The organism is Pseudozobellia sp. WGM2 (assembly GCF_017810075.1).
In the GTDB taxonomy this organism is placed as follows: Bacteria; Bacteroidota; Bacteroidia; order Flavobacteriales; family Flavobacteriaceae; genus JADNYK01.
In genome coordinates this window covers 96,929-113,671 of sequence record NZ_JADNYK010000003.1, presented here as the reverse complement: position 1 = coordinate 113,671, position 16,743 = coordinate 96,929, and the positions used below count along the sequence as shown (strand labels likewise).

The window sequence follows — 16,743 nt, the reverse complement described above, 5'->3', positions numbered from 1 at the left end:
GAAATGAAAACTAAATCGAACGTTCTTTTAGTATTGGCGTTTGCACTATGTGCCGCTTATACCTATGCCCAAAGAGGGGTAAGAATTGCCTACGTTGATATGGAGTATATCTTAGAAAATGTAGAGGAATATCGAGAGGCCAACGAACAATTGGCCAACAAAGTGGGTAAATGGAAAGTCGAGGTCGAACAAAAACAGGCCGAGGTCGAGCAGATGAAAAAAGACCTTATGGCAGAACGCGTTCTTTTGACCGACGAGCTGATTGCCGAACGTGAAGAAGAGATTCAGATTCTTGAAAAAGAAACTGTAGAGTACCAACAAAATCGATTTGGACCGCAAGGTGACTTGGTTTTGCAAAAAAGACAATTGATTCAGCCGATACAGGATCAAGTTTTTAACGAAGTTCAAAAAATAGGTGCCAATAAAAAGTATGATTTTATTTTTGATAAATCTGCGGATGTTGTAATGTTGTACTCCGAAAATCGGCACGATATCAGCGACTTAGTATTGAGGGGTATCGCACGAACTAGAAGGGTAAGCAAACCGAAGCAAAAAGAGGCAAGAAGCAAGCTGGAAGATTTTGAAGATGCGCCGGTCGAAGAAGAAGTAAGTGAAGCGCTTAAAGAACGACAAGAAAGGGCTCAGCAGGCTGAAGAGGCCAGAACGAAAACTGCAGATGAGAAGAGAGCGGAGCAGTTGAAATTAAGGGAAGAGCGCAAGAAAGCCTATGAGGCCAGAAGAAAAAAATTGTTAGAAGAGCGTGAGGCTAAGAGAAAAGCCAAGTTAGAGGAGCGAGAGCAAAACGAGGAAAGTAATAATACAGAAGGGTAAACTTACTAAATGGTTAAGTATGTTTGTCTGAATAAAGTAAAATAACCATATATTAACATTCAAATATTTAACTAGAATCAGTATCATGAAAAACGTAAAGAAAATCGCCGCAGCTATTGTATTGTTTGTAGCATTTACCGGGTTCGTTAACGCTCAGAGCAAAGTAGCCCATATTGATGTTACCCAGTTGTTGAGCGCAATGCCGGAGATGAAGGCTGCTGAGGCTGAATTGAAGAAACTATCAGAAACGTACAACGCGGATATCGAAAGTTCTATGACGGAACTTAGAAATAAGTATACGCAGTATGAGAACGAAGCTACTTCAAAATCTAAAGAAGAAAACGAAAAAAGAGCTGCTGAATTACAAGGTGTTCAAAAGAACATTGGCGAAGCACAGCAGGCTGCACAAAGAGAGTTGCAAAAGAAACAACAAGAGCTATTCTCACCGATTTCAGATAAGGCCAAGGCAGCTATCGAGAAGGTGGCTGCGGCCCAAGGGTTCGATTATGTAATCGATGCTCAACAAGGTAGTGGTCTAATCGTAGCAAAGGGCAAAGACCTATTGATAGATGTAAAGAAAGAGTTAGGTATTTAATAAGTGCTCAACCATTATAAACAAAAAATGCCCGCTAACAAGCGGGCATTTTTTGTTTGATATAATTGATAAGCTCAAAGTAGTTTGTTCTTTATATTTCGCCACCGTAAATTTCTGATAAATTTGCCTTCTTCGGTGGTTACCAAGAAAGATGTTTTATATTTTTTTGCTTCAAAAAATCCGTACATATTATCAATTAGGGCTTGAGGTTTACCTTGTTTGAAAGCCATTTTTAAAGAAGCAATCAGGGTTATCACTAACCCATATCGCATGGTATACATGGCTTTGCCCTGCAAAAGTTTCGCTTTTTGGTTATATGCATTTCCGGTAGGTCGTAGGTGTTTTACTTTAAGGTTGTCATCTGTATAAGTATCATAATCATGATAAGCTGCCAGTAGTTCATCTACCGTGTCCCAACCCATGGCACTTTTTAAACCTCCAATATCTTTAAAACATCGTCTGGAGTAGGCTTTAAATGCCCCGCGAACATGGTTTTTGTCCATGGGGTGGTTTAGTTTCCAAAGGCCTTCACTATCCTGTTCATATACAAAACCTCCGGCGATGCCAACATTGGGCTGCCCTCTAAAGATATACGCTATTTTTTCGAAGTAGTTGTCGGGTAAAATGAGGTCGGCATCCAACTTGACCAAAAAATCAAAATTCTCGTCAAGCAATTCCAATCCCTTTTTGAAAGCATTTACCACCTTGCTTCCGGGCATATGTTCATCGGAAGAATTCGTATTCAATTTAGTGAAAATGGGACTCAAGCCCAAGAATTGATTCATGACACTATCGGTTCTGTCGGTAGAGTTGTCATTGACTAGTATTACTCTTGTAGGCTGTAAAGTCTGTCTCAAAACCGAATTTAACGTGTCGGCAAGAAACTCTTCTTCGTTATGTGCAGGTACAACAATATAGTATCTCATGGGCATTGTTGGCCAATTTAAATATTATTTCCGCTCGGCATATACAATATAGTACCGAGGTGTAAAGCTTCGCAGTAAAGGTCGAATGCCTATTTTTTTAACAGGGTTGGTCCATTTCTCGAAGTCCTTTATTTCCCATCCGGCCTTTTCTAATAGCCAATCGAACTGCCAATCTTCGAATTCATGATAATGACGGTCCCAGGGGTCGGTCTTACTTTGATAGGCAGGGGAAAACCATAATTTTAAGGGAATACTCGCTACCAATTTGTTTGACTTCAACTCTCTAAGAACATTAAAGGGAGCTAGCAAATGTTCGAATATTTCAAATGCAGTCACAACATCAGCATTTGAGTTTTGTACGGTAGAGAAATCTAGATCCAGGTCTTCACCTTTCGTATTTTCTACTCGATAGCCCTCTTGATCCATTATTTTTGAAAATGGATTGGTAACCCCCAAATCTAAAATATCTTCCTCTTTTGTTATGTGTTTTCTAAGAAATGATAGCGTATGTTGAAAGCGTTTATTCGGATAGGTGTTTTCGTACATTTTAGTTTTCAAATGTTTCAGGCGTTAAGCCCGAAACGTTTGGCCTAATCACCTTAGAAGTTAAACTTTGTAGACAATGGCGTTTACGTTCATACCAGCGCCGACGCTGGCAAATATAATAACATCTCCCTTTTGAATTTGTTGGTTTTCTACTTTTCCTTTTCGAACCATATCAAAAAGTGTAGGTATCGTGGCGACTGAGCTGTTGCCAAGTTCACCTATATTCATCGGCATAATACCTTTAGGAGGCTCTTTATCGTATAATGCATAGAATCTAGCGATGATGGCCTCATCCATTTTTTCATTCGCTTGATGAATAAATATTTTTTTGACTTCTTCTATATCGACACCGCTTTTTGTTAGACAATCTTTCATTGCCGAAGGCACATGCGTTACGGCAAATTCATAAATTTTTCTGCCGTACATTTTGATGTATTTGGTATCATCTTTTTTTTCATTGTACGATTTGCCAAAAAATAAGTAGTACGCTTCTTCATAGGTGTGCGTGGCAGTGGCATGCGACAGCAGCTCACCTTCATTATCAATATTCTGTACAATGGTCGCGCCCGCCCCGTCGGCGTAGATCATACTGTCTCGGTCACTAGGGTCGACTATTCTAGATAAAGTTTCGCCGCCGATAACAAGGCAGGTTTTCGCAATACCCGCTTTGATAAATGCTTCGGCCTGTATAACACCTTGAATCCACCCCGGGCAGCCGAACAAAATATCATAAGCCACACAAGTTGGGTTTTGAATTCTAAGGTGATGTTTTACTCTAGTTGCCAAACTAGGTAGTGTATCACTTTGGTTCTGACCATGCGCAACATCACCAAAATTATGGGCAAAAATTATATAATCGATGGTTTCTTTATCGATGTTGGCATCTGAAATTGCCTTTTCCGCAGCTAAAAAAGCTAAGTCTGAGGTGTTGAGTTTGCTATGCGCATATCGCCGCTCTTTAATACCGGTAATGGCCTTGAATTTATTGATGATTACTTCGTTGCTATGAGCGAAGGGTGAACCGTCGGAATTGAGAAAATGATGTTGTTCAAAATCTCGATTGGTAATGACTGTTGATGGAATGTAGCTTCCGGTACCGGTAATGGCTATGGACATGATCGTAGTTTAACTTATTTTTAGAAGGTAATCTAAATCAAGTCCAATATTATGCATGCATAATAATTAATACGATGCTCAACAGGTATTTAGAATAGATATATTTCATTAAAAAAGCCTTTCCTCAGAAAAGGAAAGGCTTGTATGCCCTTTAAAATAAAGGTTTCTATGCTTCTATATATGTTTCTATGGGCGCGCAAGTACACATTAAATTACGGTCTCCATAGGCATCATCTACTCTTCGAACCGACGGCCAAAATTTATTTTCTTGTAAATACGCTAGGGGATAAGCTGCTTTTTGTCTTGAGTAGGGAAGCTCCCAACTATCGCTTGTAATCATTTCTAAAGTGTGTGGCGCATTCCGCAATACATTATTTGGATTCTCCGCTGAAACCAAATCGATTTCTTCGCGAATGGAAAGCAAGGCATCACAGAATCTGTCTAATTCGGCCAGACTCTCGCTTTCCGTAGGTTCTATCATGATAGTACCCGCTACCGGAAAGGAAACCGTTGGGGCATGAAAACCATAATCGATAAGACGTTTTGCGATATCTGTAACTTCTACACCATTCTTTTTAAAAGGTCTGCAATCGATAATCATTTCATGCGCTGCTCGACCTTGTTCACCGGTATAAAGTACATCGAATCTTCCACTTAGTCGATTTTTGATATAGTTGGCGTTCAGTATGGCCACTTCGGTAGAGTGTCTTAAACCTTTCTCCCCAAGCATTTTAATATAACCATAAGAAATCAGACAGACTAGAGAACTGCCCCAAGGTGCCCCGGAAATGGCAGTTATGGCTTTACTGCCACCAGTTTTGATTACAGGGTTGCCCGGTAAAAAAGGAACCAATTGTTCGGCTACACAAATGGGACCAACACCTGGTCCGCCACCACCGTGAGGTATGGCGAAGGTCTTGTGAAGATTTAGGTGACATACATCGGCTCCTATGGTCGCCGGATTGGTCAAACCTACTTGAGCATTCATGTTGGCACCATCCATATAAACTTGTCCGCCATGGTCGTGAATCAGTTGAGTGATATGTTTTATCGATGATTCGAACACTCCGTGCGTAGAAGGGTAGGTCACCATAAGCGCCGCAAGATTTTCGCTGTACTTAACTACTTTTTCTTCTAGATCGTCGACATCGATATTGCCCTTCTGATCGGTTTTCGTAACAACCACTTTCATGCCTGCCATTACTGCGGATGCCGGATTGGTGCCATGGGCGGAGGCTGGTATCAAACAAATGTTTCTATGACCTTCACCGATAGACTCATGATAGGCACGAATGGCCATTAGACCTGCATATTCGCCTTGAGCGCCAGAATTCGGTTGAAGTGAAGTAGCCGCAAAACCAGTAATTGTTGAAAGATCTTTTTCCAGTTCTTTCAAAATGATTTGATACCCTTCCGCTTGCTCAACAGGTACAAAAGGATGAATATTTCCCCAACGTGGCATGCTTAAAGGCAGCATTTCTGAAGCTGCATTCAATTTCATGGTGCAACTACCCAAAGAAATCATAGAATGGTTCAAAGAGAGGTCTTTGCGCTCTAACCTTTTGATGTAGCGCATCAATTCTGTTTCTGAATGGTACGAATTGAATACTTTATTTTCTAGATAACTTGAAGACCGCTGAAGATTATGAGGTAGAATCGATGCTTCTAGAAGGCTTGATAATTCAATTTCTTCTTGATTTAGGGCTTCAGCGAAAACAGTAATAATCTGACGTATATCTTTTAAAGAAGTGGCCTCATTTACCGCGATTGATATGGTTTTTTCATCAATGTACAAGAAGTTCACTGCATGTTTTTCGGCAATAGGTCTTATAATCGAAGAATCTGCTTTAATGCAGATAGTATCAAAGTATGCGCTATTGGTCTGTACCAGACCTAATTCTTCTAAAGCGCTTGATAATGTCGCCGCTGTATTATGAACTTTTTTAGCAATATACTCTAATCCCTTTGGGCCATGGTACACGGCATACATACCTGCCATTACGGCCAAAAGAACCTGAGCTGTGCAAATGTTAGAGGTAGCCCTATCTCTTTTTATATGTTGTTCGCGGGTCTGTAACGCCATTCTAAGGGCGGGTTTACCATCTAAATCTTTGGTAACCCCAATAATACGACCGGGTATATTTCTTTTATAGGCCTCTTTCGTAGCAAAGTAGGCTGCGTGCGGCCCACCATACCCCAACGGAATTCCGAAGCGTTGTGTCGTACCTACAACTACATCTACACCTAATTCACCTGGAGGAGTTAAAAGAACCAAACTCAGTATATCGGCAGCAACGGCAACCTTAATATCCGAGGCTTTAGCTTTAGAAACAAATTCGCCATAGTCATAAACTTCCCCATATTTTCCAGGATATTGTAAAATGGCCCCATAAAACTCATCGCTAAAGTCAAAATCAGCATGATTGCCGATAACCAATTCAATACCGATGGGCGTTGCTCTCGTCTTTAATAGGGATAGCGTTTGTGGTAAAATATCTTCAGATACGAAAAACTTAGTAACCTTATTTTTCTTTTGATCTCGACTTCGAACTTCGAAGAGCATAGTCATCGCCTCTGCCGCGGCCGTACTTTCATCTAATAAGGAAGCATTGGCAAGCTCCATACCCGTTAGGTCACTGATAACGGTCTGAAAATTTAATAGGGCCTCAAGTCTACCTTGGGCAATTTCTGCTTGATAAGGAGTGTATGCGGTATACCAGCCAGGGTTTTCTAAAATATTTCTTTTTATTACTGAAGGCGTCAGAGTATCATGATAGCCCAGACCGATATACGTTCTAAAGAGTTGATTTTTTTCAGATAATTCTTGAATGTGTGCCAAGAACTTATGCTCACTCATCGGCTCATCTAATTGCAAAGGCTTCTTTAAACGAATGTCGTTTGGCAAAGTCTCATAAATCAACTGCTCTAAGCTTTCGGTGCCCACGGTTTCGAGCATTTGTTCAAGATTTTCACCTTTAATACCGATATGGCGTAATGCAAATACATCTGTCTTCATAAAGATTCAAATAAAAAGATGTGCAAAATTAGGCATAAATTGAGATAAATTGTGCCATTTGTCGATTAACGGCAAGAAAGTTTTTAACCATAAATAAACCTTATAAACACTTTAGTTACATTTGTTTAATGAAGTGGTTACAGCGTGTTTTCGACTTTTATATCGATGCTAGCATTCATGTGGCATTTTCGGTATTTGCATTGGTCAATGTAACCGGCATCCTTCTTAAAATAACGATAGACCAACATCTTGCTTGGTTCTTGTTTTTTGGCACTATCGTTTGCTATAACTTTATGAAATATGGTGTCGAGGCCAAAAAGTATATTCTAGTAGCCAATAGATACCATAAAAATATTCAAGGTGCGAGTTTCATTGCTTTCGGTTTTGCAATGTATCATGCTTATTTTCTTCCTCGAAAAATTTGGTTTGCCCTAGTTTTTCTTTCTATTTTGACTTTTATCTATACTTTACCGGTATTGCCCCATTCACGAAAACTCAGAAGTTGGGGCGGTATCAAGATGTTCGTTGTGGCCTTGGTGTGGTCAGGTACTACTGTAGTGCTTCCGGCACTTGATGCGGGTGAGGTGGCCTGGTGGGATACAGGAGTCGAAGCTTTCAGGCGGTTTTTGTTCGTGTTTATTTTAATTATACCGTTTGAAATTCGAGATTTGGTATATGACGATATTGAACTACAAACATTACCGCAAAGATATGGTGTGGGTCAGACTAAAATTATCGGGGCACTCATCAACATGCCACTTTATTTCTTGGTACTCTTAAAAGACTCGGTAACAACGGGTGAATTAGTGGTTGCCGGTATACTCTTCTTAGCTCTCGGTTTCTTGATGTTTTTTACAAGGCGTAAACAAAAGCGTTATTTTTCTTCATTTTGGGTAGAATCAATACCGATTGTGCTGTGGGGGTTTCATTTATCGGCTCAAGGTATTATGGCTCTCTAGTTTTAAGTTTGTCTTTCATTAGTTCTTTATCTTTATTCGATAAGCTTTGTAGATTGGCTTGATTACATAGTGAAGTGAAATGTGTGTTCTTTTTACTGAATTTAGAACAAGTGCGGCATACGAGCAAATGAAATTTGAGCTTCATCTTTTCGAAGAAGGTAGCCTCTCGATATTGTGTTTTATTACAAATGATAGCGGCTTTTTCGCAAGATATCATCATAGTTCTATTCTTTATTCCGTTTAGTATGTTCGTTGTCGTAGGCCTGATTATATTGCTCATCTCGTCACTAGAACAGAATACTTATAATTACCTGAGTCAATTATCGTTATCACCTAAAACCAATTCTGGTTCAAGCATCCCATAAGAGATGTTCTCGCCCTGTGAATCATTACCCACAAATTAGACGGATTGATATCAAGTTCATTACAAATATCTTCGGTACTAATACCTTGTACCGTTTTCATGGTAAAAACTTGAGCTTGCTTTTTAGGTAATTTGCCAATACAAGACTGGATCGCCATACCTAATTCTTCGTTCTCTAGTTCACTGTGTTCAAAGTTACTGAAGGGATCTGATACTTGTTCTTCTAACCAATCACCTTCCGCATCGGTCTGTGCACTGTAGTTGACCCGCACTTCTGCCTTTCCTTTTTTTGAGTTGATTTTGCGGTAATGGTCGATAACCTTACGTTTGAGTATGGCGATCAACCATGTGCGTTCAGCAGCATCACCTTTATAATTTTTCGCAGATTTTAAACCTGCCAAAAAGGTTTCTTGAACCAAATCTTTGGCCATTTCGGCATCACTAATTCGTGCTATCGCATAATTGAACAGATAGTCGGCATATGCATCTACCCAAGTATGGGGTTGTAAACGGTTTTCTGCCATTGTTGTTTGATCCTGATCAAAATTACGAGAATTTGATTTAACAACGTGCATATTTTGTTCTTCACTGCCTTGATACTTGATTGCTGCCATACCTCTTAGTTAAGATTAAACCTTTGCTTTTAATAAAATGACATCTATTTTTTATAAATGTACAATGAGCCTCTTTCAAAATAAGTAAATACATATCACAGAAATTTCACGAAAAGGTAAAGAATAGGAACATGGTTACCCTTAAAGCTATAAGACTGCAATAATGCCGATGCAGTTCGATGCATTTCACTGAATTCAGTGATAAGAACACAATTCACCTATTGTAACTTCGTTCTTCATAACAATAAAGGCATATAATATGTTCAATAAATTTTTATTTGTTTTTCTTTTTTTCTTTCTCTGTGTATTTGGGTCAAGCGCACAAGTAACCCAATATTTCGATGCTAACTGGCAATTGACGGTTAAAGATAGTGCGGCCTACTACCGGCTTCCCATTGAGAAAAAGGGAGAGCTTTTTCATTTGCGAGACTATTTTATATCTGGCAAATTACAGATGAACGGCTTCTCGAAAAGCGAGACCAAAGAAATTTGGGAAGGGCAGGTAACGTGGTATAATGAAGATGGCAGTATTCTTCAGCAAGGTAACTATACCCATGGCAGTTTGAATGGCGAGTTTATTTCTGTTCTTGATGATAAGAAATTGAATGCCAAATTCAAGAACAATCGTTATGTGAGCGGTGAAAAAAATATAAGTTGCGGCGGTGGCATGTATTTATACACTAAGAAAAAAGGAGACACCATTGTAGAAGTAATGCATCGTGATGATATCGAGGGCCTTCGCTATGAGACTTACAGGTCGACCGATTTTAAAAAGGATACTTATTTTACAAAATACTATGGGCAGAACGGTAAGTATATTGGTAAACGACAAATTACTAGAGAGGGTGTTGTAAAAGGCACCGAAGTCGATTATTACAGAAACCCGATGCAAGTTCGTGAAATTAGATACTATACAAATAAAGGGTATGTATTTAATAAAGACTTTTATTATCGCAACGGTCAAATACGTGAAAAATTTAACGAACCAGATCTTGAAAAAACATTTTTTTCGACCAATGGCAAAAAGTTGGGTACTGTTGAATTTAAGGTTGAAGGTGGCTATCTGAAACCCATAGACGGAACACAATATTTTTTCTTCGGGAGTTATAATGAACCTGATAACGAATTGATAAAAGGGCTTACTGCATATAAAAATGGTCAAGTCGTATCTGAAGAATTACGTTATAAAGATCAATCGGTAAAGACCAAGACAGAATATGAGTCTGGTCTTAAAAAAGCACAGATCAACTTCAATAAAAATGGTGAAGAAATTGCCCGTGTAACCTATGAAGGCTACTTGCCAGTGGCCGGCACCGAAATAATTGACGATCGTCAGGCTACCTATAAAGATGGAAAAGTGATTTCAACAGTGGTTTACTATCATGATACCAGAATTCGGTTTAGTGAAAACGATAGGGGTGTTGAAACTTTTTATGACAAAGAAGGAAACATTTTGGGCAAGTTGACATACACTTCAGATGATAACTATCCGAAACCATTTGAGGGAGAAAGGTTCACTGTTAATTATGATCATGATATCACTTCAATAGAAACATATCAAAAGGGCCTAATGCATAAACGTATTACTTTCAGAAAAAGAATGATAGCTAAAGGGGGGCATTCCACGTTTAAACGTATTGAAATATTTGGCGAAGATGGTTTTAAAAAGGAAAAAGAAATTTTGTTTTATAGTAACGGAAATAAGCAAAGTGAAATAGATTATTTGGGCTACGATAAATCATATGGTAAATTTTTCGATAAAGATGGTAGTAGTCTGGGGGAGTACGATTATGTAAAAAAGGAAGGCGCTATGTATGAATTCTTTTCTGAATCTGATGCTTTGCGATTGATGAAGATTAGGAAAAACGGACATGAAATAAAATCAAAGGAGTATACCTATGGTCCTAATAGAAGGGGAGGAGAAGTCAATGCAGTTCTAATAGAAGATTTTGATATTGACTGCTGCGCAACTTTCTACGATATTTATGGGAAACAACTGGCGAAGCTAACCTTTAAAAATCAAAAACCATGGGAGGGTGCCTTGTATGACCGTTCACAACGTAGTTTATACGAGATAAAGAACGGGCAACGAAATGGCTCGTACTCAAAATTGGGCTACGACGCAAAAAATATACTTGAAGAGGGTCAATACGTAAACGATAGTGCAGAAGGGCTTTTCAACTATTATGATTATCAGGGAGGCTTAACGCGAACTGCAAATTACAAAAATGACAAATTAAATGGTCTAAGCACTTATTTTGATGGGGATGGAAATATAATTTCTACCCTTAGCTATGAAAATGGCAGACCTATTGAGGGTACATTGATTAGAGAGTCGATTTCAGGCAGACCGGCTGAAAGGGAGACCTATAAAAACGGACATTTGACTAAGCGAGTCAAATCTGATAAACTGGGTAAAATCATAACTTCGTTCGAAAATGGCTATGAAAAAGAAACTGTTTTCTATCACGGTGAAACCAATAAAAAAAGATTATTGTATTCGGTGAGCGATACTGGTTTGGTAGATGGTGAGGTCGTTCGATTTAATGAAGAAGGTAAAGAGACGAGTAGGGCGATATTCAAAGATGGTGTTTTCGAAAAAGGTACAGTGTACGTTAAAGGGTATTCATATCAAAACGATGAATCATACTTCATTATTAGCAAAGAAGCACAAAAAATAAGGGTCGAGATTAAGAATGAATTAGGTGAGACCATTTTTAAGGGCGAAGAAATGATAAGGGATGGTAGTATGATCACTACTTATTTGTCAAAGATGATTATACCCACTGACCGAATTAGTTCTGCCGATTTATTTTAGCCACTTATTTTTTTAATATTAAAGAGATGATAGATTACTAGAGGTGCATCTCTTTTTTATTTAAATTTTAGACAGGTTGTCTAGCGAAAGTCTAAGTTTGTTGAATGTTAGTTGTAATCAATACTTAGCTCTAGTAAATTTGTAAAACTACCGTAGAGTTGAATGCTATTGGTAAAATCTCTGCTCATATGAGAAAGATTATTTTAGTATTGTTGTTTGCGTCAATTTTGTTCGGGTGTGACGAAACCGATTCGAAGTCTATAACAGAACTCACATTCGAAGATGTCGAAACAGGCATATTGCTAGATGTGAGAACACCTCAAGAATACAACAAAGGTCATATCGAGCAATCGATTAATATCGACTGGTTGGGCAACGAATTTCTAGAAACGGCCAAAGATTTAAACAAGAACAAGCCTGTTTATGTGTATTGCAAAAAAGGGGGGCGCAGTGCAAAGGCGGCAAAATTTCTTGATTCTCTCGGGTTCGAAAGAGTAATCGACCTCAAAGGTGGGTACGACGCTTACGTTTCTAAGAAAAAAGGATTAAAGTAGTTTCTCTGCAATTTCTTGCCAATTATCTGCGCGTTCGAAGCCAGAAATATTTACATTGTGCGGTGAGGTGAACATAAGAGACCTACCTTCGAAACTTTCAAGATTATAACTGCGGTCATCAATTAGAACATCACCTTTTAAAATATGCTTGTGCCCACACAAAATTCTTTGCTGCCAAGGTATAAAGGGAAAATGCTCATCGAGCCATTCTGATTTCTCTTCTAGAGAATTAGGAAACTGCATCGCCGCAGAGGCAATATAAACTTCGTGGCTTAAGCTCAACTCTCTTAAAACTGCCTTGCTATCGGCAATAGGTTTTAAACCTCTAAAAAAACCTTTGTTTCGAGCGTGGTTCTTTACACTCAATTGTCTGTCTTTCGGTACGGTATGCCAAACTTCGTGACCCATACAGGTTTCGAGCGTTAGACATTCTTTAAATTCTTTATTGTAAATTTCTATATGGGCTCCGTAGGTGTCTGCCATTACCTCATCCATATCAACAAATATAACCATGTATATGCTTTTTCACGAAGTTCGTGAATATGGCCTTAAAGGAAAAGCAAATCAGCCAATCTTACCTTTATCTTAACCTTTAGCTTTGAAGATCAACTATAGGTAAGCGATATGCGTTCATCTAAATTTTACCATTATCTCTCAATTCGGCAAGTATAGACTTCAACTGCCCTTCTTCAATAGGCTTTACTATATAATCTGAAATGGCACTTATGTTTTTAGCCCTTCGAATATCGGATGGATCTACAGATGAAGATACCATATAAATGATGATTTTCTTACCAACTTTCGGCTTGATCTTGACGTATTCTTCCATGAATTGAAACCCATCCATGATGGGCATATCAATATCTAAAAAGATAACGTCTGGCAGTTCTTCTTCATTGTTGAGGTTGCTCAACATAAAATCCAAGGCTTCGGCACCGTCATTAAAAACTATGATTTTATCAATGTCTTTAAAAGACTCTAGAGTGAGTGTCATGGTAAATTGATAGATGTCATCATCATCAACTATACAGACGTTAAGATTTTCGTTCATTTGAGTTAGCTAAAATTTATAAAAAATGTTGTTCCAACATCTACTTCGCTTTCGGCATATATAGAACCCCCCATGGCCTCTATTTGCGCTTTGGTCAAAAATAGACCGATGCCCTTGGCCTCTGGGTGCCGATGAAATACCTTGTTCAAGCCGAACAGTTTATGGCCGTGCTTTTTTAAATCGATACCGAGACCATTATCTTTAAATTCAAGTTTGATTCTATTGTCATCTTCTACACTCGAGCGAACTTCAATCATTGGGGCCCGTTCTGGAGAACTATATTTAATGGCATTACCGACTAAATTAAGAAATATACTTTCAAGGTAAATTCTATTATAAGTTATTTTTTTCGCCGATGAAAAATCTGATTTGATTACGGCCCCTGAGTTCATGATCTGAGCAGATAACATTTCTTCCGTTTTCACTAATATATCTTCAAATGAAAGACTTTCTAAATCTTCAAAACTTAGCTTTTCGGTATTCAAAGATTCTATTAATGTATTTAGGGTCAGGGTCAAATGACCGATAACCTTGTCGAACTTTTCAAAGAGAATCTCTTTGTTATTCTCCATTGCTTCGTCTTTGTATAGATGAAGCAATGTGTTTAAGTTGCTTACCGGTGCCCTTAAATTGTGTGACGTTATCTGGTTGAACTCGGCCAGCTTTCTATTTTTGGCGGTTAATATTTTCGCAGCTTTATCAAGACGTATGTTCGATTCTAAGAGTCGTTTTTCAGAGGCTATTTGTTCGGTGATATCCCGTGTTACACCTACAAATTCAACTTCGTCATCATTTTCACCATTTAAGATCTCGCCAATAACTTTTAGCGTTCTAACCTCGCCATTGGTGCGAATGATACGATGGGTGAAATCATTAAAAGTATTGGTTTCTATAGTCTTGGCGCCAAAAATCTTTACAGGCTCTATGTCGTCTGGGTGAAATCGTGTTGTAAAAAGTTCCATACTCATTTTTGTGCCTAGCTCAAAATCGTTGATACGGTACATGTTATCAGACCATTCAAATTCGTCCGTATTAGGCTTCCAGCGCCAATGGCCGCTCATGGCCATTTGTTCTGCCATATTGAGAAACTTGTTCTTATCTAAAATTTCTAATTCGTTCTTGATTCTATCCGTAATATCTTGTGTGGTACCGAAAATCTCAAGTTCTTGGTTGTCTTTGTTCTTAATTATATCACCAGTAACCTCTAGAGTTCGAATTTCATTTTCACGTATAATACGGTAGGTGAATTTGCGAAAAACCTTTGTATCAAGAAATTCAAGGGTTATGTTCTTAATTTTTTCTTGGTCATCGGGGTGAACACGGGTAGAAAGCAATTTAAGGCTCATTTCTATACCCGTTTCAAAACCAAAAATTCGATATAAATTGTCTGACCAACGAAATTCATCCTTATGGGGGTTCCATGTCCAGTATCCCAACATCGCCATTTCTTCCGCAATATTCAGTAATCTGTTTTTCTCGATTAATTCATCTTGTGATTTATTGATCTCAGTAACGTCTTGGCAGGTGCCGAGCAAACCGATTACCTCACCTTCTTCATTGCAATTGACCTGACCCGTTACTTGAATTATTTTGATGTTGCCACTCGGTACCACAAGGCGATGTTCAAATACCGGTAACTTCTTTGCTAAAAGAGCCTTTTTGATTTGGTCTATTACAAAGTCTCTATCATCAGGGTGCGTATACTCGAGATAAGTCTCATGGGTTAATTTATCACCCTTTTCACGTTCACAAATCTGATAGAGGGTATCTGACCATGTATTTGCATCAGATACGGAATCCCACTCCCAGTAACCTACTTTAGTCATTTGGGTAGTGAAATTCAAGAGCTGGATGTTTTTTAATACTTCTTTTTCATATTGATTTCGCTCAGTTATATCTTGGGTCGTGCCTACCATTTCTACCACTTCGCCGGTAGAAGATGTGATAATTTGCCCCATTATTTCAATAGTATGAACGCTGCCGTCTTCATGTAGAGATCGATGGTTGAATTTGCGAAACACCTTCGTTCGCTTAAACTCTTCGGCGTAGCCTGTGACCATTTCTCGGTCTTCTGGGTGTACTTTACTGAGAAAACGTTCAAAGTTCATCGGTATGCCAATTTCAAAATCATAGATGCGATAAACGTTATCAGACCATTTGAAATCATCGATAACCACATCCCACGACCAGTAGCCGATCATGGCCATTTGTTCGACAAAATTCCATTGATGCTTGTTGCGTATTAGGGCTTGCTCATTTTTTTTAAGTTCTGTGATATCGATTAATGTACCATACAGCCTATAGCTATCATCATCGTTGAACTCGGGTTGATTGAATGCCCAAATATGTCTCAGGTTGCCTTTAGCGCTTATTACAGAATATTCGAACTCGAAGGTTTCTCCTGTTTCAATGGCATTTGCATTTAATCGAGAAAGTTGTGTGCGGGTTTGATCATCTTTACAAAAACCAAGAACTGAATCAAATGAGGGTTTGTAATCATCTGAAACTTCTAAAATCTCTTTTAATACGGCATTCCAATAAGTCTCTCCTGTATTGCTGTTAAACTCGTAGATGCCAATCTTTGCAATTTTATTGGTCTTTTCGATTAGATTTCGTGGAACTTTATGCGCTTTTTTGCCCCTTTTATCTTTTCCAAAAGGTTTGAATCTGTTGAACATAAAAGAAATTTATAAAGCCAAGGGCGTGAAGAACCAATTAATTGTGAGTATTGAACTACAAATATATGTTAATTATTTGATTTTTAAGGTGGTGTAGAATGATTAAAATTAACTCATTTCATGCCAAATGAGATTTTATAGGAGTCAATTATTACTATCATGGCTATAAATAAAAAAGAGGATGCCCCACGCAACCTCTTCTTATTAAAGACGTAAATAACTTTTTTAGTCAGTTGATTATTTTATTCAAATTACAGATTTTCACCGTTTTCCGAACTTGAAATCAACGCTTTTAATTTGTGCTCTTTAATCGGTTTTACAATATAGTCAGATATCCCCTCTATTTTTCGGCATCGGGCAATATCCTTAGGGTCTACGGAAGACGAAACCATATAGATAGAAATTTCCTTGTCTACATTAGGCTTTATTTTTACATATTCTTCCATAAATTGAAAGCCATCCATAATGGGCATATTTATATCAAGAAAAACCACATCTGGCAGTTCTTCTTTGTTCTTCAGGTTGTCTGTTATAAAATCTAAAGCCTGGGCACCATCTAAAAAAGTCGTGATCTTATCAATTTTTTTTAGGTTGTTTAGAGCAGCCGTCATGGTAAATTGGTAGATATCATCGTCATCTATAATGCAGATATTCACATTTTCTTTCATATAGCAA

14 protein-coding genes are annotated in these 16,743 nt (G+C 38.3%); 5 read left to right on the top strand and 9 right to left on the bottom strand.

Annotated features, from left to right (window positions below; genetic code table 11):
- Nucleotides 1-3 precede the first annotated feature (3 nt).
- Together IV512_RS07525 and IV512_RS07520 are read left to right on the top strand one after the other, a co-directional pair.
- Nucleotides 4-831: an OmpH family outer membrane protein gene (locus IV512_RS07525; protein WP_209402070.1), complete on the top strand. Its 828-nt coding sequence runs from the start codon at nucleotides 4-6 to the stop codon at nucleotides 829-831.
- A gap of 85 nt (nucleotides 832-916) precedes the next feature.
- Nucleotides 917-1,426: an OmpH family outer membrane protein gene (locus IV512_RS07520; RefSeq protein WP_100870969.1), complete on the top strand. Its 510-nt coding sequence runs from the start codon at nucleotides 917-919 to the stop codon at nucleotides 1,424-1,426.
- 74 nt (nucleotides 1,427-1,500) lie between these two features.
- Here the strand turns inward: IV512_RS07520 and IV512_RS07515 are convergent, their stop codons facing one another.
- The 4 genes from IV512_RS07515 to gcvP all read right to left on the bottom strand — a co-directional run bounded on the left by IV512_RS07515 (nucleotide 1,501) and on the right by gcvP (nucleotide 7,030).
- Nucleotides 1,501-2,352: a glycosyltransferase family A protein gene (locus IV512_RS07515; RefSeq protein WP_209402069.1), complete on the bottom strand. Its 852-nt coding sequence runs from the start codon at nucleotides 2,350-2,352 to the stop codon at nucleotides 1,501-1,503.
- Between the two features lie 24 nt (nucleotides 2,353-2,376).
- Complete coding sequence (locus tag IV512_RS07510; RefSeq protein WP_209402860.1) at nucleotides 2,377-2,898, bottom strand: methyltransferase; 522 nt, start codon at nucleotides 2,896-2,898, stop codon at nucleotides 2,377-2,379.
- 60 nt (nucleotides 2,899-2,958) lie between these two features.
- A complete protein-coding gene (locus tag IV512_RS07505; RefSeq protein ID WP_209402068.1) occupies nucleotides 2,959-4,014 on the bottom strand; it encodes a 3-oxoacyl-ACP synthase III family protein in 1,056 nt (351 codons plus the stop codon).
- 166 nt (nucleotides 4,015-4,180) lie between these two features.
- Nucleotides 4,181-7,030 carry an aminomethyl-transferring glycine dehydrogenase gene (gcvP, locus tag IV512_RS07500; RefSeq protein ID WP_209402066.1) on the bottom strand — a complete coding sequence of 950 codons (2,850 nt, stop codon included), beginning with the start codon at nucleotides 7,028-7,030 and terminating at the stop codon, nucleotides 4,181-4,183.
- Between the two features lie 128 nt (nucleotides 7,031-7,158).
- Between gcvP and IV512_RS07495 the strand changes: the two genes are divergently transcribed.
- Entirely contained in the window at nucleotides 7,159-7,989 is an 831-nt protein-coding gene (locus IV512_RS07495; RefSeq protein WP_209402064.1) for a hypothetical protein, read from the top strand.
- A gap of 333 nt (nucleotides 7,990-8,322) precedes the next feature.
- Here the strand turns inward: IV512_RS07495 and IV512_RS07490 are convergent, their stop codons facing one another.
- Nucleotides 8,323-8,877 (bottom strand): sigma-70 family RNA polymerase sigma factor, encoded by a 555-nt coding sequence (locus tag IV512_RS07490; protein ID WP_100872334.1) that lies wholly within the window; start codon nucleotides 8,875-8,877, stop codon nucleotides 8,323-8,325.
- A gap of 349 nt (nucleotides 8,878-9,226) precedes the next feature.
- On the opposite strand from IV512_RS07490, the gene IV512_RS07485 reads away from it, so the two are divergent.
- Both IV512_RS07485 and IV512_RS07480 read left to right on the top strand, forming a co-directional pair.
- Nucleotides 9,227-11,785, top strand: a complete 2,559-nt coding sequence (locus IV512_RS07485; protein WP_209402062.1) for a toxin-antitoxin system YwqK family antitoxin — start codon at nucleotides 9,227-9,229, stop codon at nucleotides 11,783-11,785.
- A 188-nt stretch (nucleotides 11,786-11,973) separates the two neighbouring features.
- Nucleotides 11,974-12,339: a rhodanese-like domain-containing protein gene (locus IV512_RS07480; protein WP_209402060.1), complete on the top strand. Its 366-nt coding sequence runs from the start codon at nucleotides 11,974-11,976 to the stop codon at nucleotides 12,337-12,339.
- On the opposite strand, the gene IV512_RS07475 is transcribed toward IV512_RS07480, so the two are convergent.
- From IV512_RS07475 to IV512_RS07460, 4 genes are all read right to left on the bottom strand, one after another.
- A complete protein-coding gene (locus IV512_RS07475) occupies nucleotides 12,331-12,852 on the bottom strand; it encodes a 5'(3')-deoxyribonucleotidase (RefSeq protein WP_209402058.1) in 522 nt (173 codons plus the stop codon). The two genes, IV512_RS07480 and IV512_RS07475, sit on opposite strands and share 9 nt — an antisense overlap.
- Nucleotides 12,853-12,973: 121 nt before the next feature.
- The gene (locus IV512_RS07470; protein ID WP_209402056.1) at nucleotides 12,974-13,390 is read right to left on the bottom strand and encodes a response regulator; all 417 of its coding nucleotides are present in this window, start codon (nucleotides 13,388-13,390) and stop codon (nucleotides 12,974-12,976) included.
- 5 nt (nucleotides 13,391-13,395) lie between these two features.
- Entirely contained in the window at nucleotides 13,396-16,068 is a 2,673-nt protein-coding gene (locus IV512_RS07465) for a PAS domain-containing sensor histidine kinase (protein ID WP_209402055.1), read from the bottom strand.
- A gap of 251 nt (nucleotides 16,069-16,319) precedes the next feature.
- A complete protein-coding gene (locus IV512_RS07460; RefSeq protein ID WP_209402054.1) occupies nucleotides 16,320-16,736 on the bottom strand; it encodes a response regulator in 417 nt (138 codons plus the stop codon).
- Nucleotides 16,737-16,743 lie beyond the last annotated feature (7 nt).

Excerpts from the sequence above, each read along its gene's own strand:
- gcvP (WP_209402066.1), bottom strand. The coding sequence starts at position 7,030 with ATGAAGACAGATGTATTTGCATTACGCCATATCGGTATTAAAGGTGAA.
- IV512_RS07480 (WP_209402060.1), top strand. The coding sequence starts at position 11,974 with ATGAGAAAGATTATTTTAGTATTGTTGTTTGCGTCAATTTTGTTCGGG.
- IV512_RS07520 (WP_100870969.1), top strand. The coding sequence starts at position 917 with ATGAAAAACGTAAAGAAAATCGCCGCAGCTATTGTATTGTTTGTAGCA.
- IV512_RS07460 (WP_209402054.1), bottom strand. The coding sequence starts at position 16,736 with ATGAAAGAAAATGTGAATATCTGCATTATAGATGACGATGATATCTAC.
- IV512_RS07475 (WP_209402058.1), bottom strand. The coding sequence starts at position 12,852 with ATGGTTATATTTGTTGATATGGATGAGGTAATGGCAGACACCTACGGA.
- IV512_RS07490 (WP_100872334.1), bottom strand. The coding sequence starts at position 8,877 with ATGGCAGAAAACCGTTTACAACCCCATACTTGGGTAGATGCATATGCC.
- IV512_RS07510 (WP_209402860.1), bottom strand. The coding sequence starts at position 2,898 with ATGTACGAAAACACCTATCCGAATAAACGCTTTCAACATACGCTATCA.
- IV512_RS07515 (WP_209402069.1), bottom strand. The coding sequence starts at position 2,352 with ATGAGATACTATATTGTTGTACCTGCACATAACGAAGAAGAGTTTCTT.
- IV512_RS07525 (WP_209402070.1), top strand. The coding sequence starts at position 4 with ATGAAAACTAAATCGAACGTTCTTTTAGTATTGGCGTTTGCACTATGT.
- IV512_RS07495 (WP_209402064.1), top strand. The coding sequence starts at position 7,159 with ATGAAGTGGTTACAGCGTGTTTTCGACTTTTATATCGATGCTAGCATT.
- IV512_RS07485 (WP_209402062.1), top strand. The coding sequence starts at position 9,227 with ATGTTCAATAAATTTTTATTTGTTTTTCTTTTTTTCTTTCTCTGTGTA.
- IV512_RS07465 (WP_209402055.1), bottom strand. The coding sequence starts at position 16,068 with ATGTTCAACAGATTCAAACCTTTTGGAAAAGATAAAAGGGGCAAAAAA.
- IV512_RS07470 (WP_209402056.1), bottom strand. The coding sequence starts at position 13,390 with ATGAACGAAAATCTTAACGTCTGTATAGTTGATGATGATGACATCTAT.
- IV512_RS07505 (WP_209402068.1), bottom strand. The coding sequence starts at position 4,014 with ATGTCCATAGCCATTACCGGTACCGGAAGCTACATTCCATCAACAGTC.